Annotated in this window: 26 protein-coding genes; 8 read left to right on the top strand and 18 right to left on the bottom strand. The window is 65.6% G+C overall.

Annotated features, from left to right (window positions below):
* The first annotated feature begins 164 nt into the window (after positions 1 to 164).
* The 3 genes from DT069_RS11370 to DT069_RS11360 are packed head-to-tail and all read left to right on the top strand — an operon-like array spanning position 165 to position 4,964.
* Entirely contained in the window at positions 165 to 1,346 is a 1,182-nt protein-coding gene (locus DT069_RS11370) for a malate--CoA ligase subunit beta (protein WP_119460419.1), read from the top strand.
* Between the two features lie 13 nt (positions 1,347 to 1,359).
* A complete protein-coding gene (gene sucD, locus DT069_RS11365; protein WP_119460418.1) occupies positions 1,360 to 2,247 on the top strand; it encodes a succinate--CoA ligase subunit alpha in 888 nt (295 codons plus the stop codon).
* Between the two features lie 23 nt (positions 2,248 to 2,270).
* The gene (locus DT069_RS11360) at positions 2,271 to 4,964 is read left to right on the top strand and encodes a phosphoenolpyruvate carboxylase (RefSeq protein WP_119460417.1); all 2,694 of its coding nucleotides are present in this window, start codon (positions 2,271 to 2,273) and stop codon (positions 4,962 to 4,964) included.
* A gap of 15 nt (positions 4,965 to 4,979) precedes the next feature.
* On the opposite strand, the gene DT069_RS11355 is transcribed toward DT069_RS11360, so the two are convergent.
* The 8 genes from DT069_RS11355 to DT069_RS11320 all read right to left on the bottom strand — a co-directional run bounded on the left by DT069_RS11355 (position 4,980) and on the right by DT069_RS11320 (position 13,805).
* A complete protein-coding gene (locus tag DT069_RS11355; RefSeq protein WP_119460416.1) occupies positions 4,980 to 5,378 on the bottom strand; it encodes a DUF4112 domain-containing protein in 399 nt (132 codons plus the stop codon).
* Positions 5,375 to 5,533 carry a YqaE/Pmp3 family membrane protein gene (locus DT069_RS11350; RefSeq protein WP_119460415.1) on the bottom strand — a complete coding sequence of 53 codons (159 nt, stop codon included), beginning with the start codon at positions 5,531 to 5,533 and terminating at the stop codon, positions 5,375 to 5,377. Before DT069_RS11350 ends, DT069_RS11355 begins: the two co-directional genes overlap by 4 nt.
* Before the next feature lie 284 nt (positions 5,534 to 5,817).
* Positions 5,818 to 8,181, bottom strand: a complete 2,364-nt coding sequence (locus DT069_RS11345) for a molybdopterin-containing oxidoreductase family protein (protein WP_119460414.1) — start codon at positions 8,179 to 8,181, stop codon at positions 5,818 to 5,820.
* Between the two features lie 70 nt (positions 8,182 to 8,251).
* Positions 8,252 to 9,637 (bottom strand): short-chain fatty acid transporter, encoded by a 1,386-nt coding sequence (locus DT069_RS11340; protein ID WP_119460413.1) that lies wholly within the window; start codon positions 9,635 to 9,637, stop codon positions 8,252 to 8,254.
* A gap of 247 nt (positions 9,638 to 9,884) precedes the next feature.
* Positions 9,885 to 10,571 (bottom strand): cyclase family protein, encoded by a 687-nt coding sequence (locus DT069_RS11335; RefSeq protein WP_119460412.1) that lies wholly within the window; start codon positions 10,569 to 10,571, stop codon positions 9,885 to 9,887.
* 85 nt (positions 10,572 to 10,656) lie between these two features.
* Positions 10,657 to 11,448, bottom strand: coding sequence for an IclR family transcriptional regulator (locus DT069_RS11330; protein ID WP_162913138.1), 792 nt, complete (start codon positions 11,446 to 11,448; stop codon positions 10,657 to 10,659).
* A 419-nt stretch (positions 11,449 to 11,867) separates the two neighbouring features.
* A complete protein-coding gene (locus tag DT069_RS11325) occupies positions 11,868 to 13,280 on the bottom strand; it encodes an amidase (RefSeq protein ID WP_119460410.1) in 1,413 nt (470 codons plus the stop codon).
* Between the two features lie 72 nt (positions 13,281 to 13,352).
* Positions 13,353 to 13,805, bottom strand: a complete 453-nt coding sequence (locus DT069_RS11320) for a MarR family winged helix-turn-helix transcriptional regulator (protein WP_119460459.1) — start codon at positions 13,803 to 13,805, stop codon at positions 13,353 to 13,355.
* A 132-nt stretch (positions 13,806 to 13,937) separates the two neighbouring features.
* Here DT069_RS11320 and DT069_RS11315 point away from each other — a divergent pair, with 132 nt between their 5' ends.
* Positions 13,938 to 14,345, top strand: coding sequence for a hypothetical protein (locus DT069_RS11315; RefSeq protein WP_119460409.1), 408 nt, complete (start codon positions 13,938 to 13,940; stop codon positions 14,343 to 14,345).
* Here DT069_RS11315 and DT069_RS11310 read toward each other — a convergent pair.
* Entirely contained in the window at positions 14,301 to 15,218 is a 918-nt protein-coding gene (locus DT069_RS11310) for a transcriptional regulator GcvA (protein WP_119460408.1), read from the bottom strand. The two genes, DT069_RS11315 and DT069_RS11310, sit on opposite strands and share 45 nt — an antisense overlap.
* A 121-nt stretch (positions 15,219 to 15,339) precedes the next feature.
* On the opposite strand from DT069_RS11310, the gene DT069_RS11305 reads away from it, so the two are divergent.
* Both DT069_RS11305 and DT069_RS11300 read left to right on the top strand, forming a co-directional pair.
* A complete protein-coding gene (locus DT069_RS11305) occupies positions 15,340 to 16,629 on the top strand; it encodes an MFS transporter (RefSeq protein WP_119460407.1) in 1,290 nt (429 codons plus the stop codon).
* 64 nt (positions 16,630 to 16,693) lie between these two features.
* Complete coding sequence (locus DT069_RS11300; RefSeq protein ID WP_119460406.1) at positions 16,694 to 17,587, top strand: phytanoyl-CoA dioxygenase family protein; 894 nt, start codon at positions 16,694 to 16,696, stop codon at positions 17,585 to 17,587.
* A 7-nt stretch (positions 17,588 to 17,594) separates the two neighbouring features.
* On the opposite strand, the gene DT069_RS11295 is transcribed toward DT069_RS11300, so the two are convergent.
* From DT069_RS11295 to DT069_RS11280, 4 genes are all read right to left on the bottom strand, one after another.
* The gene (locus DT069_RS11295; protein WP_119460405.1) at positions 17,595 to 18,038 is read right to left on the bottom strand and encodes a hypothetical protein; all 444 of its coding nucleotides are present in this window, start codon (positions 18,036 to 18,038) and stop codon (positions 17,595 to 17,597) included.
* A gap of 147 nt (positions 18,039 to 18,185) precedes the next feature.
* The gene (locus tag DT069_RS11290; protein ID WP_162913137.1) at positions 18,186 to 18,944 is read right to left on the bottom strand and encodes a sensor histidine kinase; all 759 of its coding nucleotides are present in this window, start codon (positions 18,942 to 18,944) and stop codon (positions 18,186 to 18,188) included.
* A gap of 216 nt (positions 18,945 to 19,160) precedes the next feature.
* Positions 19,161 to 19,862, bottom strand: a complete 702-nt coding sequence (locus DT069_RS11285; RefSeq protein WP_119460403.1) for a Crp/Fnr family transcriptional regulator — start codon at positions 19,860 to 19,862, stop codon at positions 19,161 to 19,163.
* Between the two features lie 225 nt (positions 19,863 to 20,087).
* Positions 20,088 to 20,441: a response regulator gene (locus DT069_RS11280; protein WP_119460402.1), complete on the bottom strand. Its 354-nt coding sequence runs from the start codon at positions 20,439 to 20,441 to the stop codon at positions 20,088 to 20,090.
* Between the two features lie 752 nt (positions 20,442 to 21,193).
* Between DT069_RS11280 and DT069_RS11275 the strand changes: the two genes are divergently transcribed.
* On the top strand, positions 21,194 to 22,003 hold the full coding sequence (locus DT069_RS11275) for an alpha-1,2-fucosyltransferase (protein WP_162913136.1): 810 nt from the start codon (positions 21,194 to 21,196) through the stop codon (positions 22,001 to 22,003).
* Between the two features lie 40 nt (positions 22,004 to 22,043).
* On the opposite strand, the gene DT069_RS11270 is transcribed toward DT069_RS11275, so the two are convergent.
* The 5 genes from DT069_RS11270 to DT069_RS11250 all read right to left on the bottom strand — a co-directional run bounded on the left by DT069_RS11270 (position 22,044) and on the right by DT069_RS11250 (position 26,258).
* Positions 22,044 to 23,264, bottom strand: a complete 1,221-nt coding sequence (locus DT069_RS11270; protein WP_119460400.1) for a glycosyltransferase — start codon at positions 23,262 to 23,264, stop codon at positions 22,044 to 22,046.
* Between the two features lie 121 nt (positions 23,265 to 23,385).
* Complete coding sequence (locus DT069_RS11265) at positions 23,386 to 24,306, bottom strand: glycosyltransferase family 2 protein (protein WP_162913135.1); 921 nt, start codon at positions 24,304 to 24,306, stop codon at positions 23,386 to 23,388.
* Between the two features lie 99 nt (positions 24,307 to 24,405).
* Positions 24,406 to 25,398, bottom strand: a complete 993-nt coding sequence (locus DT069_RS11260) for a hypothetical protein (protein ID WP_119460398.1) — start codon at positions 25,396 to 25,398, stop codon at positions 24,406 to 24,408.
* A 27-nt stretch (positions 25,399 to 25,425) separates the two neighbouring features.
* Positions 25,426 to 25,770 (bottom strand): hypothetical protein, encoded by a 345-nt coding sequence (locus DT069_RS11255; RefSeq protein WP_119460397.1) that lies wholly within the window; start codon positions 25,768 to 25,770, stop codon positions 25,426 to 25,428.
* 2 nt (positions 25,771 to 25,772) lie between these two features.
* Complete coding sequence (locus DT069_RS11250; RefSeq protein WP_119460396.1) at positions 25,773 to 26,258, bottom strand: YajQ family cyclic di-GMP-binding protein; 486 nt, start codon at positions 26,256 to 26,258, stop codon at positions 25,773 to 25,775.
* 227 nt (positions 26,259 to 26,485) lie between these two features.
* Between DT069_RS11250 and DT069_RS11245 the strand changes: the two genes are divergently transcribed.
* Positions 26,486 to 26,944 carry a hypothetical protein gene (locus DT069_RS11245; RefSeq protein ID WP_119460395.1) on the top strand — a complete coding sequence of 153 codons (459 nt, stop codon included), beginning with the start codon at positions 26,486 to 26,488 and terminating at the stop codon, positions 26,942 to 26,944.
* Positions 26,945 to 26,965: the final 21 nt, after the last annotated feature.

Genomic DNA, 26,965 nt, shown 5'->3' with positions numbered 1-26,965 from the left:
GGAGTCGCTTCGGCCGACGGAATGAAATGGGGTCTTCGGACGCCGCGGCGCGGGGGCCCCTCCGAAACTCCGTCTCGACACGTATCGACGATCGAAGCCGAACCTCGGTCGCGCGGCGGGCTGAACGGCCAGAAAACGGGCCAGAGCACGGGGAGGTGGCAGGGATGGATATCCACGAATATCAGGCCAAGGCCTTGCTGGCGGAGTGCGGCGTGCCGATTCCCCGCGGCGGCCTAGCCTACAGCCCGGAGCAGGCGGCTTACCGCGCCCGCGAGATCGGTGGCGACCGCTGGGTCGTGAAGGCCCAGATCCATTCGGGCGGCCGCGGCAAGGCGGGCGGCATCAAGCTGTGCGAGGACGCGCACGAAGTCGAGAACGCGGCCGAGGAGCTGCTCGGCAAGCGTCTGGTGACCCATCAGACCGGGCCGCAGGGCAAGGTCGTCTACCGGCTCTATGTCGAGGCGGTGACGCCGATCCGCACGGAACTCTATCTGGGCTTCGTCCTCGACCGCAAGTCGGAGCGCGTGATGGTCGTCGCGTCGGCGTCCGGCGGGATGGAGATCGAGGAGATCTCGCAGCAGCGGCCGGACTCCATCCTGCGCGTCAGCGTCGAGCCGGCGGTCGGCATGAAGGCCTTCCAGGCCCGCGAGATCGCCTTCGGCCTCGGTCTCGATCCGGCGCTCACCAGCGAAGCGGTGACCGCGATCCTTGGCTGCTACCGCGCCTTCCGCGATCTCGATGCCACCATGGTCGAGATCAATCCCCTGGCCGTCACGGAGGACGGCCGGCTGCTGGCCCTCGACGCCAAGATGACGTTCGACGACAACGCGCTGTTCCGCCGCCCGAACATCTCCGAACTGCGCGACAAGTCGCAGGAGGACCCACGCGAGACCCAGGCGGCCGATCGCGGCCTCAGCTATGTCGGGCTCGACGGCAATATCGGCTGCATCATCAATGGCGCCGGCCTCGCCATGGCCACCATGGACATGATCAAGCATGCCGGCGGCGAGCCGGCGAACTTCCTCGATATCGGCGGCGGCGCCTCGCCCGATCGGGTCGCCAAGGCCTTCCGGCTCGTTCTCTCCGACGAGAAGGTCGAGGCGGTGCTCGTCAACATCTTCGCCGGCATCAACCGCTGCGACTGGGTCGCCGAAGGGGTCGTGCAGGCCGTCCAGAAGATCGACCTGACGGTGCCGCTCGTCGTCCGCCTCGCCGGGACCCATGTCGAGGAGGGCCGGCAGATCCTCGAGACCAGCGGCCTGCCGATCATCACCGCGGACACGCTCGCCGAGGCCGCCGACAAGGTCGTCGACGCCTGGCGGCAATCGCGCGCCGACCGGGCTTGAGGAGGGTCAAATCATGAGCGTTCTCGTCGATCAGACGACCAAGGTCATCGTCCAGGGTTTCACCGGCAATATCGGCAGCTTTCACGCCAAGGAGATGCTGGATTACGGCACCCGGATCGTCGGCGGCGTCACGCCGGGCAAGGGCGGGACCACGCATCTGGGCCTGCCGGTCTTCAGCACGGTCAAGGATGCGGTGCGCGAAACCGGGGCGACGGCAAGCATTGTCTTCGTGCCGCCACCCTTTGCCGCCGATGCGATCATGGAGGCGGCCGACGGCGGCATCCGGATCTGCGTCGCCATCACCGACGGCATCCCCGCGCAGGACATGATGCAGGTGAAGCGCTACATGCGCCGCTATCGGCGGGAAGAGCGGATGCAGCTCATCGGCCCCAACTGCGCCGGCATCATCAGTCCGGGCCGGGCGCTGCTCGGCATCATGCCCGGCCATATCTACAAGCAGGGCCCGGTCGGGATCGTCGGCCGGTCCGGCACGCTGGGATACGAGGCGGCGTCGCAGATGAAGGCGGCCGGCATCGGCGTGTCGACGAGCGTCGGCATCGGCGGCGATCCGATCAACGGCAGCTCCTTCACCGACATCCTCGAACTGTTCGAGCGCGACGACGAGACCGAGGCCGTGATGATGATCGGCGAGATCGGCGGCCCGCAGGAGGCCGAGGCGGCGCTGTTCGTGCGCGACCATATGTCGAAGCCCGTCATCGCCTATGTCGCCGGGCTGACCGCGCCGAAGGGCCGCCGCATGGGCCATGCCGGTGCGATCATCTCGGCCTTCGGGGAAAGCGCCGCGGAAAAGGTGGAGATCCTGCGCGACGCCGGCGTCCGCGTGGCTCCCAGCCCGGCGGAGCTGGGCGCCACGGTCGCCGAGGCGCTGAAGGCCGCCTGACACTGCAGGCGGGTGCGAGGACAATGACAGATGCAACGACCCCGATCGACGCCGACGACCTGACCGACTTTCTTCTCGGCCTGCTGCTCGGCGTCGTCCGGGCGCGCCGGCCGGAGGTCGAGCCGGTTCTGCGCGGCCAGGCTCCAGTGCCCGGCGACGATCGCGCGCTGCTGCTCTCCACCTTGCAGGCTTATGGGATCTGGTTTCAGCTCCTCAGCATCGCCGACGAGAACCTTGCGATGCGGGCGCGCCGGCGGATCGAGCGCCAAGCCGGCCCCGACGCCCTGCCCGGCACTTTCGCGCACGTGATCGCGGATGCCGCGGCCACGGGAATCCCGGCCGCGGAGCTTCAGGAGGTGCTGAACCAAGCCGATATCCGGCCGGTGATCACGGCGCATCCGACGGAGGCGAAGCGGGTGACGGTGCTCGAGATCCACCGCCGGATCTATCGTCGCCTCGTCGATCTCGAATCGCCGCGCTGGACGCCGCGCGAGCGGGAGGCGCTCGTACGCGATCTTCGCAACGAGATTGATCTTTTGTGGACGACGGGCGAGATTCGGATGGAGCGGCCGAAGGTCGAGCAGGAGGTCGCCTGGGGCCTGCATTTCTTCGATGAGGTCCTGTTCGACCGAGTGCCCGAACTGCTCGAGAGTCTGGAGTGGGCTCTCGCGCGGCACTATCCGGAAGATCGCCTCACCGTCCCGACCTTCTTCCGGTTCGGCTCCTGGATCGGCGGCGACCGCGACGGAAACCCGTTCGTGGCGAACGAGATCACGCGCGCGACCCTCGCCGCCAACCGGTGCGCCTGCCTCGCGCGTTACCGGCAGCGCCTCGCCGCCTTGCGGCAAACCCTCAGTATTACCGAGAACGTCGTCCCGATCCCCGATCCGTTTCGGCAAACGCTGGCGGGCAAGCTCGCCGAAAGCGGGCAGGGGCCGGCGATCGCCGCGCGCAACCCGAGCGAGTTGTTCCGCCAATATGCGGCCTGCCTCCTGCATAAGCTGGACGGCACTATCGACGGTGCCGCGCCCGGCTATCGCGGCGCCGACGAGCTTGTCGCTGATCTTTTGGAGATGGAGGCGGGCCTCGAGGCGATCCGCGGTCATGCGCTGGCGCGCCGCATGGTGCGTCCGCTGCGCCGCGAGGTGGAGGCCTTCGGTTTCCGGACGGCGAGCCTCGATCTGCGGCAGAACTCGACCGTGATCAATCGCACCCTCGCCGCGATCTGGCGCCAGGGCCGGAAGCAATCGGACACGCCGGCCCCCGATACGGAGGCGTGGCGGCACTGGATTCTGGCCGAGCTGCAGCGTCCCCTGGACGGCTTGCCGCGCTTCACCGATCTGCCGGAGGAGGCCGAGCAGACGCTGGGAATGTTCCGGCTGGCGGGCGAGGTGAAGGGCGGCCTCGACCGCGATGCGATCGGCGCCTTCGTCCTCAGCATGACGCAATCTTCCGGCGATCTGCTGGGGGCCTATCTGCTGGCGAAATATGCCGGCCTGTTCGCCGATGGTCCGGGGGTCGAGAACTCCAGGCTTCTCGTCGTCCCGCTGTTCGAGACCATCGACGACCTTCAGCAGGCGCCGGCAATCATGCGCGAGCTGCTCGCCGTGCCGGCGGTGCGGCGCACGATCCGCGACCTCGGCGGCGTGCAGGAAGTGATGATCGGCTACTCCGATTCGAACAAAGACGGCGGCTTTTTCTGCTCGAACTGGGAGTTGAGCAAGGCGCAGAGAAAGCTGGTCCAGGTCGGCGAGCAGTGCGGGATTCCGATTCGCTTCTTCCATGGCCGCGGCGGATCGGTCAGCCGGGGCGGGGCGCCGACCGGCCGTGCCGTCGCGGCGCAGCCGGCGGGCTCGATCCAGGGGCGCATGCGGCTCACCGAGCAGGGCGAGGTCGTGTCGTCGAAATATGCCAATCGCGGCACCGCCCAGTACCAGATGGAGCTGCTCGCCGCCGGCGTGCTCGAGCATACGCTGAAATCGGGACGGGAAGAGGCGCTCCGGCCCGACCCGGAGTTCGACGAGGCCATGGAGGCGCTCGCCGGAGCGTCCTATGCCGCCTATCGGCGATTGATCGAGCATCCCGGCCTGCTCGCCTATTATCAGGCCGCGAGTCCGGTGGAGGAATTGGCCCGCCTCAAGCTGGGGTCGCGGCCGACCCGGCGCTTCGGCGCACAGTCGCTGAGCGATCTGCGCGCAATTCCTTGGGTCTTCGCCTGGAGCCAGAACCGCCACCTCGTGCCCGGCTGGTACGGCGTCGGATCGGCGCTGGAAAGCTTCCTCGCGATCCGTGGCGAGGACGGCGCGCGCCTGCTGGCACGAATGTTCGAGGCCTCGCGCCTGTTCCGCCTGATCATGGACGAGGTGGAGAAGACGCTATTTCTCACCGATCTCGACATTGCGCGCGACTATGCCGGGCTGGTGACGGACGAGGCGGTGCGCGACGAATTGTTCTCGATGATCGAGGCCGAGCATCGGCGCACCGTCGTCCACGTCCTGCGGATCAGCGGCGGCGCGGAACTGGCGGAGCGGTTTCCTGCATTCCGCCGGCGGCTGGCGCGTGTCCTGCCCGCGATCAACCAGGTCAGCCGGCACCAGGTGATGCTGATCCGCCGCTTTCGCGGCGCCGCGACCGGCAGCAAGAGCCGGCAGGACGATCTCGTGCCGCTTCTGCTGTCGATGAACTGCATCGCCGCCGGCCTCGGCTGGACGGGATGATCGGTCGCGTACCGCTCAGTTGCGCGGCGTCTTACGGTCCAGATGGCGGCGGAGCAGGCGGAGGTTCCGCCTATTCGCCTTGAAAGCGAAATCGAAGATGCTTCCCAGGACCGGCACGCTGCCGAGCACGACGTCGAGTCCGACGTTGCCGGCCATGCGCAGAAGCAACCCCGGCGGCACGCCCATCCGCTTCGCCTGCCAGATGAGATAGACCGAGACGAGCCCGGTCGCGGTATCGCCGACACCGGGCAGCAGCCCCGCGATGCCGTCGATCCCGAACCGCCAGCCCGTTCCGGGAACCTGCCAGCGCGTGTCGAGCAGATGCGCCAGACGCTCGAGCTGCTCCAGCCGCGAGTCGTCGGATGCCGCCCGGTCGGACCGACGGTCTGTCCAGCCGCGGGGGGTAGCGTTCATTTCCTCAAGATCACCCAGAGGGCGTGGATGATGCCGGGGATATAGCCGAGCAGGGTCAGCAGGATGTTGAGCCAGAACTGCAGCCCAAAGCCCACCTGCAGGAAAACGCCGAGCGGCGGCAGCAGGATGGCGAGGATGACGCGGATGATATCCATCGGACCCTTTCCAGATTTCGGTGACGAGCGGCGTTAGCCGCGCCCTACGCCATAGGGTCTAAACCGCCAACGGCGGACAGAGGTTCCGGTCCCGATCGGATCGGGGCGAGCCGCACCGAGCGGCTTGTTCGACAGCGTTTGATTCCTGCTTCGCCCAAGACAATTCGAAATCGACGACAATCACGTCAAGTTTGTCTTCTGTATTGCTCACTGTCCGGCAGAAACCGTCTCTTTGAACGGCCGACTAATTGGGTACAGCATGAGATCTATGGCCTCGTTCGGCCTCATCCGTCTTCGTGCCTGATCACCTGACAAAGGTAAGAGCGGTGCGGCACCGAACCGCTGACAGGGTCGATCACGTCATTGCCGATCAGGAGGTTGTAATTCGCGCCGTCGGACCCGAAGGGGTCGTAGCCCGGTAGGCCCAGTTCGGGGCAGGCCTGCCACCAGCCGTGCTGTGCGCTGACGACGCGTGGGTCGAGCGCGGTGTTGAACCGTGCCACCATGGAGGCGCGACCCTTCGGTGTTCGGATCTCGACGCGATCGCCGTCACCGATGTCGCGGGCCGTCGCGGCATCCGGATGAATCTCGACGATCGGATGAGGAACGCCACGGCGAAGACTCGGGATCGCGCGATGTTGACTGTGGCAGAAGTGCGGCGTCTTCGACGAGGTGAGGACCAGTGGAAACATCTGCGCGAGGTCCGGTCGCGAGCTGTGACTGAATGCCGATTCGATATAGCTCGGCAGCGGCGACTGCCCGGCCGCCAACAGGTTTTCGGAATAGATCTCGACCATGCCGGTCGGTGTGACAAACCCCGGCGCTTGCTCATACTTGCGGTGCCGCGTCATGCATCGGACCTGGACGCCGGACGGCGATCCCTTCAGATCGTCCAGCGTCACGCCGGAAGGGCCAAGGCGGTGCCGATTGGCTGCCTCGATGTCGCCATTCCAGAAGTGCGTGCCCAGGCCGAGCCGATCTGCGAGCGCGAACACGACCTCCGTATCCGAGCGGGCCTCGCCAGCCGGCTCGACAGCGCGGGGCCGGAGCTGAATCAGGCTTTCGGCCTCTGCGCTGATCTCAAAGCCGACGCGCAAGGCCTCACGCTCCCATGGCGTCGTGACGGGCAGTACCACATCGGCGAACCGAGACGTCGGGGTCAGGAAGAGGTCGGCATGAACAAAGAACGCCAGCGCCTCGAGCGCGCGGCGTCCGCGTTCGCCGTCGGCATGTGCCAGGATCAGATTGGCACCGAAGCCGACGAGCCCGCGCACGGGGTACGGATCCCCGTCGAGGACCGCGGTATAGAAATCGGCGGCCGTGACCCAGCCGGAGGCCGGCGGCCCGAGCGGGCGCCGAGCGAGCCCGAGCGCCTTGTGCCATTGAGCCTCCGGCATGAGATCCCAACCGGAGACGTCCGCGGTTGCCGGGCGATCGAGAATGACGTTGCCGCCGGGTGCATCGAAGCAGCCGGTAAGGGCGTACAGGAGTGCGATAGCGCGATCCGTCTGGGTTGCGTTGGTGTGTTGGCCGACGCCCGTCCACGCGTAGTAGGAGATGGGCCGCGCCTCGTGGAGAAGTCGGGCCGCCGCGAGGACCTGTTCAGCCGGAACCCAGGTGATGTGCTCGACTGCCTCGGGTGGAAAGCGCCGACACAGGGCAGCATAGAGACCGAACGCCGGCTCGCAGACGACGGTGCCCTCAGCGGTTTGCATCGGGAGTTCTCCGGACAGTGCGAGACGCGAACCGTCCATGTCGTCGTAGCATCGGCTCCGCGAATCGTAGACCACGGGTCGGCTTCGGGACTCGTCCCAGGCGACAAGCCGATCGGCGCTGCCGCCGGGCATCAGGTCGCACTCTCGAAGGAATCGTCCCGTGTCCCTGCGGACGAGAAGCGGTCCGTTGGTCCAGCGTGAGACGAACGCTCGGTCGTACCAGCCGTTCTCGATCATGACGCCGGCGATGCCGAGCGCGAGCGCGCCGTCGGTGCCGGGCCGGACCCGCAGCCAGAGATCCGCCTTCGCGGCCAGCCCGGCGCGGCGCGGGTCGACGACAATGAGGCGGGCGCCGCGTGCCCGAGCCTTGGCCGCAGCCTGCGCTTGAGCGAGCCAGGACGTGCTCGGGTTGAACCCCCACAACAGCATGCAGCCGGTGTTGGCGTAGTCCGGCGTCGGCAGACCGGCGCCGAAGGTGAAGCGCGTCGCGAAGTCCTTGTGCCAGTTGCAGACCTCGGTCGCGTAGACGGTGTTGGGGCTGCCGAACGCGCGGATCAGCCGTTCGATCCACTGGATGGAATCGGAGAGTGCCGTTCCGCTCGGCGACGTGACCGCGAAGGCGACGCCTTCCGGACCGTGCTCCTCCGAGAGGCGCCGGATTCCCGCGGCGGAGATGTCGAGCGCCTCGTCCCAGCCGATCCGGACCCAGCCCGGGTCCGGATCACCCTTCGGCCGCGTGCGTTTCAGCGGGTGGAGCAGGCGATCGGGATGATGGACGAGCTCCGGCGCGGCGCGGCCCTTGATGCAGAGCGCGGCGCCGGTCGGATGCGACGGATCCGGCTCGACTGCAATGAGGCGGCCGTCTTTGACGACGGAGATACAGCCGCAGCGCGAGCGGCACAGAGCGCACCATCCGCGAATCTTCTCGGCCAAGTTCTCCTCCTTTGCCCTGCGCACGATCGATCGCGACCGGAGGGCGGCTGGGTCGCCCTCCGCCACCGATCTAGAGGAACGAGAGCCCGATTGCGATGACGATCCCGCTTATCAGCAGGATCATCAGGCAGTAACCCATGATGTCCCGGGCATTCAGGCCCGCGATGGCGAGTGCCGGCAGGGCCCAGAAGGGCTGGATCATGTTCGTCCAGGCATCGCCCCAGGCAACCGCCATCGCCGCCCGCGACAGGTCGACGCCGAGCTCCTGCGCGGCTTGCAGCATGATCGGCCCTTGCACCGCCCACTGCCCGCCACCCGACGGGATGAACACATTGAGGAAGCCGGCACTGAGAAAGGCAAACAGCGGCAGCGTCTCCACCGTGGAGATCGAGACGAACCAGCTCGAGATGATCGCCGCCAGGCCGGAGCCGGCCATCATCCCCATGATCCCTGCATAGAACGGGAACTGAACGATGATCCCGCCGGTGCCCTTGACCGCCATCTGCAGGCCGTCGAGGAAGCGGCGCGGCGTGCCACTGAAGACGATGGCGAGCGTCAGGAACACGAAGTTCACAATATTGATGTTCAGGTTGAAGCCGCTGGTCGCGAAGTAATAAACGAGGAAGGCAAATCCGAGAGCACCGGCCAGCATCGACACGACCATGCTGTTTTCGATCCTCTCCGCCGGGCTTTGCACCGCCTTTGGCTGTTCGGATTCCGCGTCAGATTCGGCGTCGACCTCGGGCCCGGCAGTCTCGCTGTCGAGAGACTGGGCCCCCATCATCCGGTTCGCGATCGGTACGAGAATGAAGAGGGCGATGACAATGAACAAATTGTAGCCCGAGAAGATCGTCTCGCTCGTCGGGATAAGACCCATAACGCCCTCGGCGAAGTGGCCGGGTGTGTTGATCAGCAGTGGAATCGAGCCGCCGAGACCGCCATGCCAGACGATAAAGCCCGAATAGGCGCTGGCGATCAGGAGGCGGTAGTTCACGGTCGGAACCTGCCGCACCATCTCCTTCGCGTAGAGCGCGCCGATCACCAGGCCGAACGCCCAGTTGATCCAGCTTGCCCCGAGGGCGACCAGCGTGACGTTGACGATCGCGCTGCCCGGCGTGCTGGAGAGACGCGCGAGGGCGCCCAGAAGCTTCTTGAACGCGGGGCTGATCGCCAGGATGAAGCCCGTGCAGAGCACGAGCACAAACTGCATCGCCAGGGTGAGGAGTTCCCAGAAACCGTCGCCCCAATATGCAACCATCTCCACGGGTGTTGTGTCGGTGAGCGCGATTCCGAGCACGAAAACGACCATCGTGAACAGGATAGCTAGGACGAGGGGGTCCGGCAGATATCGACGAACGGCTCTGTCGCAGGTGCGCGTGAGCACCGTAAACAGGGTCTGCTTCGGCAGGATTCCGGCGGCTGGCGGGGATTGGACGTCTTGACGATCGCTTGGCATAGCTACCTCCCTGAAAGGCTTTTTTCTGACCAATTCGATTCGTGCGGCGCCTAGGGCGGCGACCGCGATGCGGGCATGTGAAAGGAGAGGGCCGCCGCGCGACGGTCCACGCTCGGCGGACGGTAGGCGTGTCGAGGATCGAGCCGTGGCTCGCAACGCCGATTTTGGTCGGAAGCGGAAACGCGTTGGCGGGCCGGCGCAACCGACCCGGGAATAACCCTGACGCTCAGCACGAGTCCGTGCATCGCTATTTGACGGTGAACTCGGCCGGAAGGTCGGCGCCTTCGAGCGCGATGACGCGGGAGGGCGAACCGTCGAGGCCGACCAGCTTAAGCGGCAGGGCGATGATGGTGACCCGCGGCCGCGCGATCTGACCGAGGTTGTGGACGTATTCGATGTTGTAGATGTCGTGGCCGAGGATCTTGTGATGGATGATGCAGTCGTCGCCCTGAAAGCCGGGCTGACGCACGACATACTCCTCGGAGAAGTCGTAGACGATCGCCTTCACGCCGCGCTCGACGAGCCAGTCGGCGCCCTGCGCACCGAGATACGGCCCCTGCTTCCAGAACGTATCGGTGCCCCAGTGCCGATCACTCCAGCCCGTCCGCAGGATTGCGATGTCGCCGCGTCGAGTGTGACGCCCCCGATCCTCCAGAGCATCGCCGGTGATCTCGCGCTCCTCGCCATGATCGGACAGGTCGATGACGGCCGCGGGGCCGAGCAGCTTGCCCAGCGGCGCTTGGTCGATTGATTTGCCGTCCCGTATGAAGTGATTGGGCGCGTCGACATGCGTGCCGTAGTGGCAGAACATGCTGAAGGTCGAGCCCTGCCAGCCGACATCGTCGAAGCGATAAGGGGTGTCGAACGCGACCGTGGATCCCAGGCGCCCGTCGCCGTGGCGAACGGGAACGGACAGATCGATGATCTCTGGCATGAAGCGGACTTCTCCTTCTCTGTGGCGTCGGCGCCTGCGATCGGCACCGATTCTGTTGCTTTTCCTTCTCCCCGACTGGTTGGCCTCAGATGGCGTCTTTTAGCGGAATCGGCGCACCGAGGACGGTCGAGACTCGGTCGGCGTGCTTGCGCGCGGCCCGGCCAACGGCGTCGGCCTTTCGCGGGCTCAATCGCGACAGGGGGCCTGCGACTCCGATCGCGCCAATGACGTCGCCGGTGTGCGAGAAGACCGGCGCCGAGGCGGCGGCGACCTCGTCCATCCATTCGCCGAGGTTAAGGCCGTAGCCGCGCTTGCGGGTGCGGGCGAGATCCTCGAGGACATCCTCACGGCTCACGAGTGTCTTGGCGGTCATCTTCTTGAGGCCGGCATCGAGCACGGCCTCGACGGTCGCCTCATCGGCATAGGCGAGAATGGCCTTGCCGGAGGCGACGCAGTGCGCCGGGAGGCGGTCGCCGCGCGTCACATAGGCGCGGACCCGCTGCGGGCTCTCGGCGATGTCCACATAGACAACGTCTGTCCCGTTCAGCACACCGATATGGGCGGTCTCGCCCGTCTCCGCCGCGAGGTCGGCCAACACGGGCCGCGCGACGGTCAGGATCTCGTACTGGTCGAGAAATCGGCGGGAGAGTTCCAGCACTTTCGCGCCCAGCGAATAGGTGTTTCGCTGGCGGTCCCAGGTGACATAGCCGAACTGCTCGAGTGCCGCTAGGTTGCGATAGGCGGTCGCCTTCGGAATATCGAGGCGGCGGCTGATCTCGGCGAGCGCGAGTGACGGGTGCCGCCGGTCGAAGCATTCGAGGATCGCAAGCGCATTCAGGACCGAGCCGGACGGCGCCACTTTGGGTCCATGCGCCAACTTCTTACTGTTTCTTATATGAAATGGCTGTTTCATAGAATCGAATCATGCGCCCGACGCGTTGGCCTGTCAATGCGCGATCGGGATTCTTCTGCCGGCAGGTGACGCGGTGTGGCGCGTCTAATGGTGGTCGGGGAGGAATCGCTGCCGTCGGCGGTATAAGTCCTCGAACCCTTCTGCTGCCGCGCGAGCTCTCACCGGAGAACTGGCCTCAGTGAATTTCGGCGGGGCATCGTCCAGCTCTGCGCAGGGCAGGCGGCATCCGGTGGGAATGAGAAGGCTGCTCGCAATCAGGATGGGCTGAAGCGGCTCGGCGAAAGGCCGGCGACCCGATAGCACACCTTAGGCCCCGGTCCTGCTGCGGCAACCAAAAAGCAAGCTTATGGAGCAACCTGCGTCAGGTCATCCGCTCAAAAGCATTAGACCGGTGGCCGCTTCCCGGTCCAGGGCCGTGCAGTTTCCAAGGCGGCGCCGATGCGCAGTGCGGTCAGGTCGTCGAACCGGCGACCGACGATCTGCAGCGCCGTCGGCAGGCCGTCGCCGGTGAAGCCAGATGGCACCGAAAGGGCTGGGCATTGGCTCACCAGGTTGAAGATCGAGGTGATGTCGAACCCGTGATAGCGGCCGGCCTCGTCCACCCGGTCATAGTTCTCGTCTCTCCCGCCGACAGGCGGCGCCGGCTGCGCCATGGTCGGGCAGAGCAGGGCGTCGTAACGCTCCAGGATCGGGGCAAGTGCCTTCCATTGCTCGGTCCGGAGGAATTCCAGCCGCTTGAACGACACTGCGTCCATGGCCAGGCCGGCCTCTATCAGGGCCACCACATTGGGGTCCATCTTGTGCCGCCACTCCGGCAGCTTGTCGCCGAAGAAGGTCGCGAGATAGACGCCCCAATGGGCGGTCCAGACGTCGACCATCTCCTTTGTCCAGCGCAGCTCCACCTCCTCGACGGTGGCGCCGAGATCGGCGAGCACCGCGGCGGCGTGGCGCATGTTCGCCTCGACCTCCGGGTGGAGGGCGTAGAAGCCAAGATCTGGGCTCAGCGCGAGCTTCAGGCCGTCGACCGAATGCGGCGGTGGGATCGGGATGTCGAGGGCCGGCTTCAGCGACTGGATGTCGCGCTCGTCCGGCCCCTGCGTCACCTTGAGGAACAGGGCCGTATCCGCCACCGTGCGCGACAGCGGCCCGAAATGCGAGAGTTGGTCGAACTGGCTGGGCAGGATGGTGAAGGGGATCCGCCCGAAGCTCGGCTTCAGCCCGACGATGCCGCAGAGCGCGGCGGGAATGCGCACCGAGCCGCCCATATCCGACCCCTCGGCCAGCGGCACGCAGCCGGACGCGACCGCGGCGCCGGAGCCGCCGGACGACCCGCCGGGCGTGCGTTCGCTGTTCCAGGGGTTGCGGGTGATGCCCCAGAGCGGGCTTTCGGTGAAGCCCGAATAGGCGAATTCCGGCGTCGTCGTCTTGCCGACCAGGATCGCGCCGGCGCCGAGCAGCGCCTCGACGATCGGCGCGTCCGCCTCCGGCACCCAGTCTTCGTAGGCATAGGAGCCGAGGGTGGTCCGCTTGTCGCGGGTCGGGGTCAGGTCCTTGATCGCGATCGGCACGCCATGCAGGGGTCCCAGCGGCTTGCCCGCCATCACCGCCTGCTCCGCCTCGCGCGCCTTGGCCATAGCCTCGTCGGGATAGACGAAGCAGAAGCAATTGAGCGTCGGATTGACCTCGGCGATGCGCGCTAGGCTGTTCGAGACGACCTCCACCGGCGACAGCGCGCGCGCGCGAATGCGGCGGGCGAGTTCGGTGGCGGGCGTGTAGGCAAGGTCGAGATCGGTCATCGAGATGGCTCCAAGTCAAGGCGTGCGCGACTGATGCTAGTATCAATTTTCATCGGACGTTGGTACATCGGCCTAATCCGCACGGCCGGAAGCGCCGCCATCGGTGGAGTTCTCGCGCAGCCGGGCGAGCAGGCGCTCCAGGGTGGCGATGTCTTCATCGGCGAGGCCGACTCGCAGCCGCTGGTCGAAGGCAATGGCTGCCGTGCGTAGCCGGTGGAACATGGCTTCGCCGCGGTCGGTGAGTTCGACGAGGTGGATGCGGCGGTTGGCCGGGTTGCGGCGGCGGGTGAGCAGCCCATCGGCCTCCAGGGCGTTGAGGTGGTGGGTCAGGGTCGCGCCTTGAATGCCCACAGCGTCGGCGAGCTCGCGCTGGTTTCCCAGCCGCTGCGTCTTGAGCGAAATGAGGATCAGCCAAGTCGGCAGGGACCCGCCCGCCGCGGCCAGCGCGTCGTCGAAGGCGCGGCTGACGGACTTGGCGGTGCGGGCGAGATTGAGGCCGATCGGCTGTCCAGCGGGTCGCGGCATGATGCGAGAATAGCACGAATATAGCAGATATCTAATCATTTGACATCGAATGATTCGATATCTACCATCCGCCCGTGATCGAGCCTGGGCCTGTGCCGGGCGACTCGCCAATAGCCATCGGGAGATCCCGCGATGCAGACCATCCTCATCCTGACGCTCGCCTTGCACGTTCTGGCCGGCGTGTTCTGGGCCGGCTCGACCTTCACTCTGGCCCGGACCGCGGGAGCGAACGCGGAGCGCCTGTTCGGTCCGCAGATGGGCGCGGCCACCTTCGCCTTGCTCACTGGCGCGGTGCTTTGGCATCTCCTACATGGCTCGGCGTTCGGGTCGTCGGAGCTGGTCCTGGCCATCGGCATCCTGGCGGCATTCGTCGCCGCTGGCGTCCAAGGCGCAGCGGTTGGGTCGGCCCGTCGCAAGCTCGTGAGCGCCGCTGCGACAGAGGCAGCGCGGTTGCGCGCCCGCATGGCCACCGGTCAGCGGATCGCCGCCGGCCTCCTAGCGGTCACGGTCGTCTGCATGGCCGTGGCGCGTGCCGTCTGATTCCTCCAGCAGCCAGCGCCGGAACGCCGCGATCTTCGGCTGGTCCGCCGTCTCCTCGGGGCAGACCAGGTAATAGCGCACGCCGCTGGTCAGGCGGACGTCGAGAGGGGCGATCAGGCGGTTTGCCGCCAAGTCCGCATCGACCAGCGGGCGGCGTCCGATCGCGATGCCGAACCCGTCTGCCGCCGCCGTCAGGATGAGTTCCGAGGATTCGAGTCGCAGGCCGCGTTGGACATCCGGCGGCTCCAGGCCGGCGGCGTGGAACCATAACGGCCATTCGTCCGGATGCAGCATGTTGTGTATTAGCGGATAACGCAGGAGGTCCCGCGGCTCCCGCAGCGGCCGCGCCGGGTCGAGCAGACGCGGACTGCAGACCGGGAAAATCTCCTCGGTCATCAAAGGGTCGCAGCGCAGCCCGTGCCAGCCGCCACGGCCCCAGCGGATTGCCGCGTCGATATCGCCGTCGCGAAAATCGACGAGCCGGAGCGACGTGGTCAGCCGCACCTCGATGTCGGGATGGGCGGCCGCGAAGCCCGGCAGCCGCGGGATCAGCCAGCGCACCGCGAACGTCGAGAGCAGGCTGACGGTGAGGTTGCCCGTCGCTCGACGGCTTCGGACATGTGCCGTCGCCGCCTCGAGCTGATCGAGCGCGGCCGTGACAGCCGGCAGATAGGCGCGAGCCTCCTCGGTCAGGGTTATCGCCCGGTTGCGCCGGTGGAACAGGCGCACGCCCAGATACTCCTCCAGCCCCTTCACATGATGGCTGACAGCCGATTGGGTGAGGCCCAGTTCCTCGGCGGCGCGCGTGAAGCTCAGATGGCGGGCGGCGGCCTCGAAGGCCCGTACCAAAGCGAAGGGCGGCAGGCGGCGCATGTCATTTGCATCTATGAATACAATTCATGATCATCTGAGGTTTACTTGTTTGTCAATGGCCTAAGCATTTCGGCATACATGAGCAGAATTCAATGTTCAGAGCAGAATTGGCGAGAGGGCCATGATGACCGATATTCCCATCCAGGAGCGGCGCCCGAGCGCGCTGACCGGACTCCTGATCACGGTGCAGCTGACGAGTTTCGTCGCGGCGACCTACGGCTTCGGCATCTATCTGTTTTCGCAGCTCGTCACCGACATGCGCGCGGATCTCGGTTTCGACTACAAGGTCGTAGGAACGATCACCGCCGCGGGCCAGTTCGGGTTCCTCGTCTTCGCGATGATCGGCGCGTGGCTGGCCCCGCGGATCGGCGGGGGCCAAGTGGTGATCGGCTCGGTGGCGCTGTGCGGCGCCTGCCTGGTTCTGCTGCCGATGACCGACAGCATTCTGGTCATAGGGCTCCTGCTGACCATATTGGGCGGCACCGCCGCCTCGGTCTGGGTGCCGATGGTCGAGATCGTGTCGCGGGCCATCGCCTACAGGCACCGCGGCAAGGTTCTCGGCCTGGTTTCCAGCGGCACGAGCTATGGCGTGTTCGCGAACAGCCTGCTGGTGCCGATCTTCGTGCTGAACGATAACTGGCGCGGCGTCTGGTACGCGGTCGGCTTCGGCACGCTGATGGTGACCGTCATCGCGCTGTTCACCTTCTGGCGCCTCGGCCTGTTCCATCGCGAACCGGAAGGCAGGAGCGGCCGGCCGGCCGCCGTCGAAGGCAGGCGCGGCATGCTGGCCGGCGCGCGCGAGGTGATGGTGCCGTGGGTACTGGTCATCTGGGCGATTACCTTCATGAACGGCTTCTCGACCCTGCCGTTCCAGAACTATCTGTCACCCTATCTGCGTGAGGAGCTGGGCTTCGCCGTCGATTTCGCGGCCTCCGTCTGGGGCGTCATCGGCTTCATCGGCATGTTCGCCGGCTTCGTCGTCGGCTGGCTGTCCGACAAGACCGGCGTGCGGCTCGCGCTGCTGTTCGCCTATGTCTGCGTCTTCCTGTCGGCGATGATTCTAGTGGCCGCCCCGGTGGGCCATTTGCCGGTGGTCGCAGGCGTGCTGTTCGCCATCGCCTTCTATCCTATCTTCGGCCTGGTCCCGGCCTATGTGGCCAAGACCGCCAAGGGCGCGGCGGCGACCGCCATCTTCGGCGTAGCCAACGTGACGCTGGGGATCGGCGGCATGACCGGCAACTACTTGGCCGGCATGCTGAAGAACCTGACCGACACGTTCCTGTGGATCTATGTCGCGATCGCGGTCTCGGCCGTCATCCTGGGCCTGCTGTCGATCATCCTGCCGCGCGAGGGCGAGGACGTCGCCGAGCGCGAGCCCGCTATGCCGGGCGTTACGGATGTCGTCAATTGAGTGGACGGCCTTCGCCCGCCGCATCACTCTGTCAGGACGTGAGCGTGCAACAGAGAGCTAAAGCATGACGGTTGATCTGAGCGACGCGCAGATCGCGCAATTTCACGAGGACGGTTTTCTGATTCTTAACCGGCTGATCGCGCCGGAGGATGCGGCGCGCGTGGCGGCGCGGTTCGAAGGTCTGTTCCGCGGCCGGTTCGAGACCGGCCTCTATCCCGACGAGTGGAACTGGCAGGAGGGGCGCGACAGCCCGGACCGCACGCGGCAGATCTGCAATGGCTGGAAGTCTGACCACACCGTCGCCGGCTTGGTGCTCCGCGCGGAAATCGGCCGGCTCTGCGCCACGCTCGCCGGCTGGCCTGGTGCCCGGATAGCCCAGGACAATGTGATCTGGAAGCCGCCGGGGGCGAAGCCGCTCGGCTTCCATCAGGACAACAGCTACAACGCCTGGATCGTCCCAGCTGAGATGCTGACCTGCTGGATCGCCCTCGACCCGACCAGCGCTGCCGGCGGCACCATCGAATATGTCCGCGGCTCCCACCGTTGGGGCCGCTATCCGCCGATCGCGCAGTTCCACGCGCCCGAGGATTACAGGAAGGAGCTGGCCGCCGCTGCGGCCGAGGTCGGGCGGACGCCGGAGATCGTGCCGGTCGAGGTGCCGGCTGGCGGCTGTGCCTTCCACCATGGCTGGACCTGGCACGGCTCGGACAGGAACCGCGCGGACCGCCCGCGCCGCTCGGCGGTGGCGCACTGCATGTCGTCGGACGCCCGGTTCCACACGACCGAGGTCAGCTATATCTACAGCCGCTACAAGCGCGTCGGCGACGACTCGATGGATGAAAGCTTCTTCCCGGTCCTATGGACGCGCGAGGGCTATCGCACGGCTTGGCTCGACGACTATATGTGCCGCGGCTCGGCCGCGGGCAGGTCGCTCAACTACCTGGCCGCAGGAGACTGATCCAAATTCAGCGTTGCCTCGGGACTGCTCCGGACAACCCGCCCTCCAGGTCAGGAGAGCGCTCTTCCACCGCGGCGGGCGCCGATAGCCCGCCAAAGAGCGGTTGCGCCGCGGCCATAACTGATTCGCCCCTTATGGTCGTCGCGAGATCGCTCTTCGGACGCATGCGGGAGGGTGCCGCGAAGCAAAAGTCGACAACGTTCGATCCCGAAAGTTCGGTCCAGAACATGGCGTCGGTTCCGGTCTCGCGCACGATGCGCCGCCCCATTTCCAGGATCCCGACCAGATCCGCTTCCGACGGGCGGCCGGACAGCCGGGCCTGCACCTTCAGCATGAGCTCGCCGTTGTCGTCGAAGCGCTCCTGATTGAGTCGCAGGGCGGCGCCCTGTGGCCCCAGTACGCCGGAGAGCCGCTTGAGAATATCGGTCAGGTTATGCAGGTCGCGTGTCATGGAATGCCGTCTCCGCAATTAGCGGGCAAGACCCCCGCTGCCATAGTCTTGATCAAGCTGCCCCGCCGCGTCCATTGACGCCACTCTTTGCTTCCGCACGCACGGCTGTCCGTCGCTCGTCGGCCGGGGGGATCTATCGGCGGAACGTCATTCGGCGCAATGGCCGGGGGTACCGAGGGTCACGCTGAATCGGGTCCCCGGCGCCAAGCGTTCGAAGGAGAGCGTGCCGCCGAGCTGTTGCACGAGCGAGGTGACGACTTTCATGCCGAGCTTTCCACTCCTGTGGGGATCGAAGTGATCGGGGAGTCCGATTCCGCCATCGGCGACCGTGAGAGTCACCGAGCCACCCGCCGCCGCGCGCAGCATGACGGTGATCTGTTCGTCGGACGTGCTGTCGGGATGGGCATATTTGAAGGCGTTCGTGATCAGCTCGTTGGTGATCAGCGCCAGCGGCAGAACCCGCTCAAGCGTCAGCGTCACAGGATCGGCCACGACCGTGATCGTCCGCGGCCGGTGGATGGCAGTGAGCGAGCGTTCGAGATCGGCACAGAGATCGTGGAGGTAATGGTCGAACGCGACCATGCGGTCGATGTTCGTTCCATCCAGGTGCCGGTACACGTTCGCCAATGCGAGGACATGGCTCCCGACCTCGGCCAATTGCGCCCGGGCTGTCGGATCGCTCACCTGTGATCGCTGTAGGCTTAATAGCCCGGCGATGAGCTGCAGGCTGTTCTTGGCCCGGTGTTGCAGCTCGCGCAGCAGGATCTTGTGGACTTCCAGTTCCCGTTCCAGTGCACGAACGCGATCAGTGCGCCGCCGTTCGCCATTGACCTGCCGGATGGCTGACCCGGCAGACACGCTCGTCACCTGTGCGCTCGGCCGGTCCGCATTTCGCTTGCGCTCCATAGGGCTCTCTGCCGACCTGTCGAAGCTAAACTGACTCCGGGTGAGTGGATAACCGCAGATGGCCGCATTATGAAGCATTGTCAAGGATGCGCATATCCAAATCGAATAGAATTCAGCACGATTACTTTGTACGGAAGCGTACATTGCCAATGGTACTGTTCTTAACAGTGTATCCGGGAAGCGGATTCGGGGCGGTGGCCTTGGTCCAGATTCGTCTCAGCCGAGCAGGCGGTCGCACTCGTCTTTGGCGAGACCATAGCAGGCGCACGAACTCGCCTCGAGGCTGGCCCGGTCGAGCACCGTGATGCGGCCGTAGTTGTAGCGGATCAGCCCGGCGTTCTGCAGGGTGCCCGCCGCCACCGTGACGCCGGCGCGCCGCACGCCCAACATGATGGCGAGGAATTCCTGGGTGAGCGGCAGGCGATCCGTTTCCGCGCGATCGTGCGCCATCAGCAGCCAGCGCGCCAGGCGCTCCTCGACGGTATGAAGACGGTTGCACACCGCGGTCTGCGAGACCTGGACGAAAAGGGCTTGGACATAGCGCAGCACGAGATCCCGGAGCGCTGCATTCCCGTTCATCTCGTCGCGCAGCAGCCCGGCCGGGAGCCGCTGCGCCGTGCCGGGGATCTGGACGAGCGCCTTGACCGGCGCACGGTCGGTGCCCAGGGCAACCGGCGTGCCGACCAGGCCTTCGCGGCCGACGGTGCCGACCTCGACCGCATGGTTCTCGTCCGCGGCGGTGATCAGCGAGACCATGCCCGCATCGGGGAAATAGACATGCTCGATCGGCGCGCCGGGCGCGTGGACAACCTGCTTGAGCGGCAAGTCGACGCGCTCGAGGTGCGGACGCAGGCGGTCGAGGTCCGCGGACGGCAGAGCGGCGAGAAGCTGATTGTGGGTGAAGTCTGAGCTTGGCATGTGCTCCTCCGAAAAGCTCGGGCAAGAGCACATCACCTCTCTCAACCACCTGCGCCCGGGACTGCGCCGTTGTGGGTGGTGTCTCCCAGATGAGGTCTTGCGGCACAGGTTACAAGCGGTGCGCCGTGCCCGTTGCAGATCGAGATCGAAACGCCAGGACGATGACATGGGCGCCAGCGCCGACGAGCCGTTCGAGGCGGGATGGCGCGGCGAGTCTGGACGGCGTCAGTGGCGCGGGGCGGCGGCCCGCGCCCGATCGACAGCGGTCCTGAGGGTGGTCTCTTGGATCGGCTTGTCAACGATGATGGCGCCGGGCACACCGTCCAGGTCGGGCCGGCTGCCCGTGACGTAGACCACGGCCGGCGCTCGCCCGTTGCAAATCCGCCGGACCGCGGCGATGCCGCTGCCCGCCCGCAAATGCAGGTCGGCGGTGATCAGATCGGGCCAGGCCCGATCGGCAGCCGCGACCGCTTGGTCTTCGGTGACCGCAACTGCGAAACTCTCGTACCCTTGCTCGCGCAACAGATCTTCCAGAAGGAGGGCGATCAGGAGATCGTCTTCGATGATGAGAGCGTGCACGGCGCGCCCCTTACCAGTTTAGGAGCAAACTCCAGCTTGGCGTGATCGTTCCCGGACGGAAAATGAATTTCGTCGATTTGGAAGGGTTTATGTAGCGCCTTGTACGAAACTGTACTGACGAAGCCAAAGATTTAGCCGGTCGGCCGGTTCGGCTCCAGCTCCATCGCTGAAGCCAGCGGATCGGAGTCGTCCCGTTGGAGGCCACCACCGGAACAGCCGACCGACGCGGCGGCGATTTCCAGAACCTCCCATAGGCTGACACCTCGAGTGGGACGGCCTCCGCCCTTTGCATCTACAACCGCGCGGCTCGGCCGCCTCTCAGCTGTTCGACTCTGGATAGGGCGGTGTCTCCACCATCTCGAGTAGCCAGAGCAGCGACGGCGACCACACTCCGGGATGAGGACTGAGGCCCCTTACGAGGCTTGTATTAGATTTGTGTTAGAACTGCCTTGGTATAGGTTTGTCCGCGTTCGCGAAGCTCTCAGGCTATTAATGTTCGTAACTGCTTTCTATCCGCTGCAGATCACATGCTATCCGGTTGACGTGTTGCGAAGGGGGTCAAGGCTGCCGGGCCGGTGTCTGGTGCGTTCGACCAACGGACTCACTGCATGAACGCCACGATTGGTGCTAAGAGTGTAAGCGCTTGCGCCCGCGCGGATGATGCCGTCTTCGTTCGGCTCAAAGGCGGCCTCGGCAATCAGATGTTTCAATACGCGGCCGGGCTTGCCGTGGCAAAGCGCTGTGGCTGCCCGTTGAAGATCGATCCATCTTGGTTCGCTACTGTCGCCAACCCCTCCGATACCGACCGCTCCTATATGCTGGATGCATGGAGAGTCGACGTGCCCATGGCCACGGTTGAGGAACTCGCCATATTTCCAAAACGAAAGTGGCGACAGCGCAATCCACTCCTCGACCGGGCACTACGGCCGCGCGCCCAGGTTGGCCGCGTCTACCGCCAGCCGGGCCACCATTACGATCCCGGCATCGCGGCTTGCCGTCCACCAGTCCTGCTCGCGGGCTATTTCCAGACGGAAGCATTTTTTGCAGACCTGGGGGCTGAGCTGCGCGCCGCGTTCCAGCCGCGCCGGCCTCTGTCGGAGAACAGCGGCCGAATGCTGCGGCTCATTGAAGCCGCGGATTGGCCGGTGGCCCTGCATTTGCGCCGAGGGGATTACGTCGCCAGCGCGCACACCAACCAGGTGCATGGCACCTGTCCGCCGGACTATTACCGTCGGGCCGTACGTCTCCTCGATGCCCTGAGCGGAGAGCGGGCGCACTACTTCGTCTTCTCCGACGAGCCGGAGGCCGTGGACGAGGTGCTTGGCGATCTACCGCGCCAGACCATCGTGTCGGGCAACGATGACCGTCCGTGGGAAGACATGACGCTCATGGCCGCCTGTCGCGACAACATCGTCGCCAATTCCAGCTTCAGCTGGTGGGGCGCATGGCTCAATCCCGGCCGGTCAAAGACGGTGATCGCACCGCGCCGCTGGTTCCGGCGCGATGCCATGCTGCGGCTGAACACCGTCGACTTGATACCCGACGAGTGGATCACATTGTAGCGGGCCGATTATTGCAGCGCGGCCCTGAAGCCTGATCCGATCACATTGATCCAACCTGATCGGATCGCACTCTGGTACGGAGCGTCGTTTCGAGAAAGCCGATCACCTGCTCGGCCGCTCGGTCGCCTGTGAAGAGGTTCGCCCTGTCGCGCAGCCGATCCCGATCGGGAGGCCGGTCCAGGGTCGCCAAGATGGCGCCGGCCAACGCTTCGTGATCGCCCACCTGCACCAGCGAGCCGTATTTGCCGTTCTCCAGGATCTCGGCCGGGCCGCTCGGGCAGTTGGTGCTGACCACCGGGCAGCCGCAGGCCATCGCCTCGATGATGACGGTCGGCAGGCCCTCGTAGAGCGATGCGAGCGTGAAGACCCTGGCATGCGCCATGTACTGATACGGATTGCCGACGAATCCTGCCAGATGCACGTCGGCGTCCACGCCGAGCTCCCGCGCCAGAGCTTCGAGCCGGCCCCGCTCCGGCCCCTCTCCCAGGATGACGAGCCGGGCCGGGCGAGCGCGCCGCACCCGCTCGAATGCCTGAAGCAGTGACGCGAACCCCTTATGCGACTTGAGGCTTCCTACGGCAAGGATCACGGGCGGTTCCCCTGGCCGAAACCAATCGTGCTCAGGCTGCTCCTTTGCCCGGTCAAGCAGATCCGCTGTCACGACAGGATTGTAGACGGTGCGGATGCGTTCGCGGGCTATGCCGGTCACCTTCGACAGGTCTTCGGCGACGCCATCGGAAACAGCCACGATGCCGTCGGCCCGTGGATAGAAGCGTTGAGCCAGCGGCGGCAGCCGTCGCACGCGGCCTTTTCGGGCATGCAGGACATTGGATGTGAAATGACAATGCTGGCTGATGACCAAAGGGGTCCCGGTTCGCGATGCCGCGGTGGCGCAGATGGCGGCGATATTGCTGTAATCCAGCGCCGAGAACATGACGGTTGGGCGTTCTCTGCGAAGATACCGGGCCAGGGCGGGAATGCTTCCCAGGACCCAAGGCGATTTCGGTCGCATGATCACGGGTGACAGTGCCGCCACATCCGCCGGGCACGCGGTCAGCGCTCCGACCGCTTGAAGCGCTGTTCGGGCTTTGAGGTCGACCACTCGCACGGCAGGCGGCAGTTCGGACAGGAACGGCCCCTTTGCCCGTCCCAAGACAACATCGACCCGGAGCCCACGGTCGGCCAGCACTGTTGCCAAATTCGCAATGCAGCGCTCGCCGCCTGCGCCTGCGAGCGATCGGATAAACAGTGCGATATGCAAGTTCCCCCTCCTCGTTAGGCTTTTCGGGAATGGAAAGGCGTGAATGGATGCCTTGGGCAAGGTTGGAATAAAGGCCGATCCGTCATCTCGAATCGCTTCCGAACGGTGCAGACGGATGAGATCAAAGCGATCGGACCGGCGGGGCCGGGGCAAGGATAGGGGTGAGCCGACGGTGTCGTTTCTGCTGCTTGAACGTCTTCCGGACACAGCGAAGGCCGGTCAGAACGAGGGCATGGGCGATTTCGGCCGGCGTCAGCCCGATTTGGAACAGTCGCCAAAACGGGCGTTTGCGGGCGCCGGCCCGGTCAGGCTGCCCCCGTCGCCGCCGCCGGGCTAGTAGCAGCGCCAGGACAGTCGACTCGATCTGCGCGTAAGGAAAGCGAAAGGACGTGTTCTCCAAATGCCGCCGATACAGGCACAGAATCTCGGGAAGGCGGCGCACCGAGCCGATTTCTTCGAGCCGCAGGAACAGGTCGGCATCCTCGGCATGCGTGAAGAGCGATCGGTAAAGCCCAACCTCGAGCAGCGCCGTTCGGCGGAACATGGCCGGTGGGTGAAACATCGGTTTGTAGGTCAGGCTGAAGCCATCGAGGCATCCGACCGGACCGTCCGGCGGCGTGAGGGTTTTGAGGCCGCTCAGATCGTTCGGCGCCCCCAATTGGCTGTGAATGATCGCCATTCCGGCTGTGACGGCAAGAACATCGGGGCTGGCGTCGAGGAACGCCACTTCCTTTTCGAAGCGATCGGGCATCGAAAGATCGTCGGAGTCCATGATCGCGACATACTCGCCCCGAGCCTCGCGGATCGCCATGTTGCGCGCCTCGACGACGCCGACGCGGCTGGGTCGCATGACGCGTATGCGGCAGTCGTCATACTGCGCGATGATTTCGGGCGTGCTGTCGGTCGAGCCGTCATCGACGATCAGCAACTCGAACTCCGCGAAAGTCTGCCTGAGAACGCTGTCGATGGCGGCGCCGATCCACCGTTCGGTGTTGTGCGCCGCCATGACTACGGACACGCGCGGATCCGCTCCGTTTGTCATTGATCCTCCCATTCCCGACGATGGGAGAATTACGTAAGGGTTCGGTCAAGAAATGGTTAACGCGGCGGCCCTGGCGCGCATCGAACGCCCGCCTGAAACCTACCCGCCGTAATGGACCAGCCCGCCGTCGGTCTCGTCTTCCAGATCGGTGATGGCGTGGTCGATGTCTGAAATCGCCTCGCGCAGCGCGGCGATGATGAAGGCGCGGTCGGTGGTGAAGGGAAGTTCCTCGATCAGGCGGTCGAGCTTGCCGCGGGCGAGCCACGCCTTGTGCCGTGCCCATTCCGGAAATAGGACATGGTGCGGGTCCACCTTTCTCAGGTCGGGAAAGCGGGTCGGGTCGGGAAGCCCGATGGCCCGCGGGACATAGGCGTTCACCATGGTGATTCGCTCGGTCGGCTGCTCGAGCTTGGCGCCGCGATGCACGACCATATTCCCCTGCATCAGCACGACCTCTCCCGGCCGGGCGAAGGGAACGCTGACCACGCGATCTTCCGGCGGCGTCCGACCCTCCGCCGCAAGCGCCGCGGCCTCCGTCTTCGTTCCGAGGAAATACTGGAACGCCCCGCCGCGAACGGTCGCGGGGTCGCTGACCATCATGACATAGTCGATGCCGACCGTGTCGTGGTGCCACTTGTCGACTGCGCGACTCAAATCGTCCGGCGCGAAGTTCAGGTGGCCCAATTGCAACGGCATCGTGTGCGGCGCCAGGGGCGCTCCGAAAACGTCCGACAGGAACGCCGTCACCTCCGGGCAGAGGCAGAGGTCCCGCAGGAAGCGGGAGCGGTATGTGCCGCCGCGCACCATGTTCTCGATCCGCTCGCAGCTGACCCGATGAAGCCGAAGTTGCCGGCAGACCTCCAGCAGCGCGGACGCGCCCTCATCGGACAGCAGGCGGAAGGGCGCGGTGATCGCGACGCGGCTCGGGCAGGCGGCGATGTCCTCCTCGCTATAGCCCAACGCCTCGAGCGGAACGGCCCGGACGGGCCGCTCCAGGGCCAGATGCCGATGCGGATCGAAGACCACCGCCTCGGCGACCGGGGCCATGTCGACGGGGGTCCTGCTCGGGAACGTCATAGGCTCGGCGAACATCGCGGCACTCCTTGCGGCTGGTTCCGCTCAGTGGTGGCTGGAATGCAGGATCTGGTCGCGCAGACCGGTCTCATAGCCGAGGCCGGCGGGCGTCAGGATCGCCGCGACCGGGAACTGCGACTGGATCAGCCCCTTGCGCTGAAGCGCGAGCCACACCGCTTCGTTGTTCAGTCCGCTGGCGTCGCGCGACAGAACGACCGAGGCGCCGAGATGGAAATGGTCGCCATGCGGCCGCGGCAGGTCCGAGACCAGCACATGGCCGGGCTCGTCGGCCGGAACGGCATGCTCGTCGAGCCGCGCCAGCTCCTGCAGCAGGGTCAGCGTCTTGAGCTGCAGCGGGTTCAGGTTCAGGGGGTTCTTCTTCGGAGGCATGATCAGTCCCGAAAGTTCACATATTGCAGGGGCTGCTCGATCTTCATGTCCTTGACCAGCGCGATCGCGTCCTGCAGGTCGTCGCGCTTCTTGCCGCTGATGCGCAGCTCGTCGCCCTGAATCGCGGCCTGCACCTTCATTTTTCGGTCCTTGATCTCCTTGACGATGCGCTTGGCGAGCGTCGAATCGATGCCCTGCTTGACGATCACCTGCTGACGCACCGTATTACCTGACGCCTTCTCCGGGTCCTTGAACTCCAGCGCGCCGGGGTCGAGCTTGCGCCGGACGAAATAGCCCTTCAGAAGCTCGTGCATCTGCTTCAGCTTGAGGTCGTCGTCGGCGAGGATGGTGATCGTCTCCTCCTTGCGCTCGACGGAGCATTTGCTGCCCTTGAAGTCGAACCGCGTGTCGATTTCGCGTTTCATGCCGTTCAGAGCATTGTCGACCTCGGCGAGGTCGGTCTTGGAGACGATGTCGAAAGAAGGCATGAGTCGTTCCCGTCGTCGTTGAGATTCCTGGCCGTCACTCTGCCACAGCCAAGCCGGTTCTGCATCGCCTCTTAGAGTGCCCAACATCGCCGATCCATGGTCTGCGGGCCTGGGCGAGCGCGGGTTAGGCTCTCTTAATCCCCTTTAAACGTGCCGCGGATAGCCTTCCCGTGCCGGAAAAGCCTTTTAGTTAAGGATATTCCCGACTCAATTCCGCTGGGGCAATCATGCTTACGCTATCCCTCGTCGCGACCGGGCTGACCAGTGCGCTCGCGCTCGTCAGCCTTGGCGGCGGTCTCTATGAATTTCGGGTCGTCGATCCTGCCTGGCCGCGCCGTCCCGAGCTCATTCAGCCCGAACGCGGCGGCGTCTCCCGCCGAAGGTTCTGGATACCGGCCCATATCGTGTTCGAGCTGGCGCTTGTCGTCGCCCTTACCGTCACATGGTCGCAGCCGGAGATCCGTCTGTGGCTGCTGGCCGGCCTCGCCAGCCATGCGATCATGCGAATCTGGTCGGCGTTCCATTTCATCCCCAAGGCTCTCGCCTTCGAGCGCGCCGCCCCGGCGACGATCGCCGAAGGGACGGCGCGCCGCTGGACGCGGCAGAGTTTCTGGCGGCTGCCGCTGGACCTCATCACCTGCGCGGCGATGCTTGGAGCCTTCGCCGTGGCGGCGCGCCTCGCCTGACCAGAGGTCGAGGCGATTCCG

This window comes from Virgifigura deserti (assembly GCA_003576685.1).
Classification (GTDB): domain Bacteria; phylum Pseudomonadota; class Alphaproteobacteria; order Dongiales; family Dongiaceae; genus Virgifigura; species Virgifigura deserti.
This window is presented reverse-complemented; position numbering and strand designations above follow the sequence as displayed.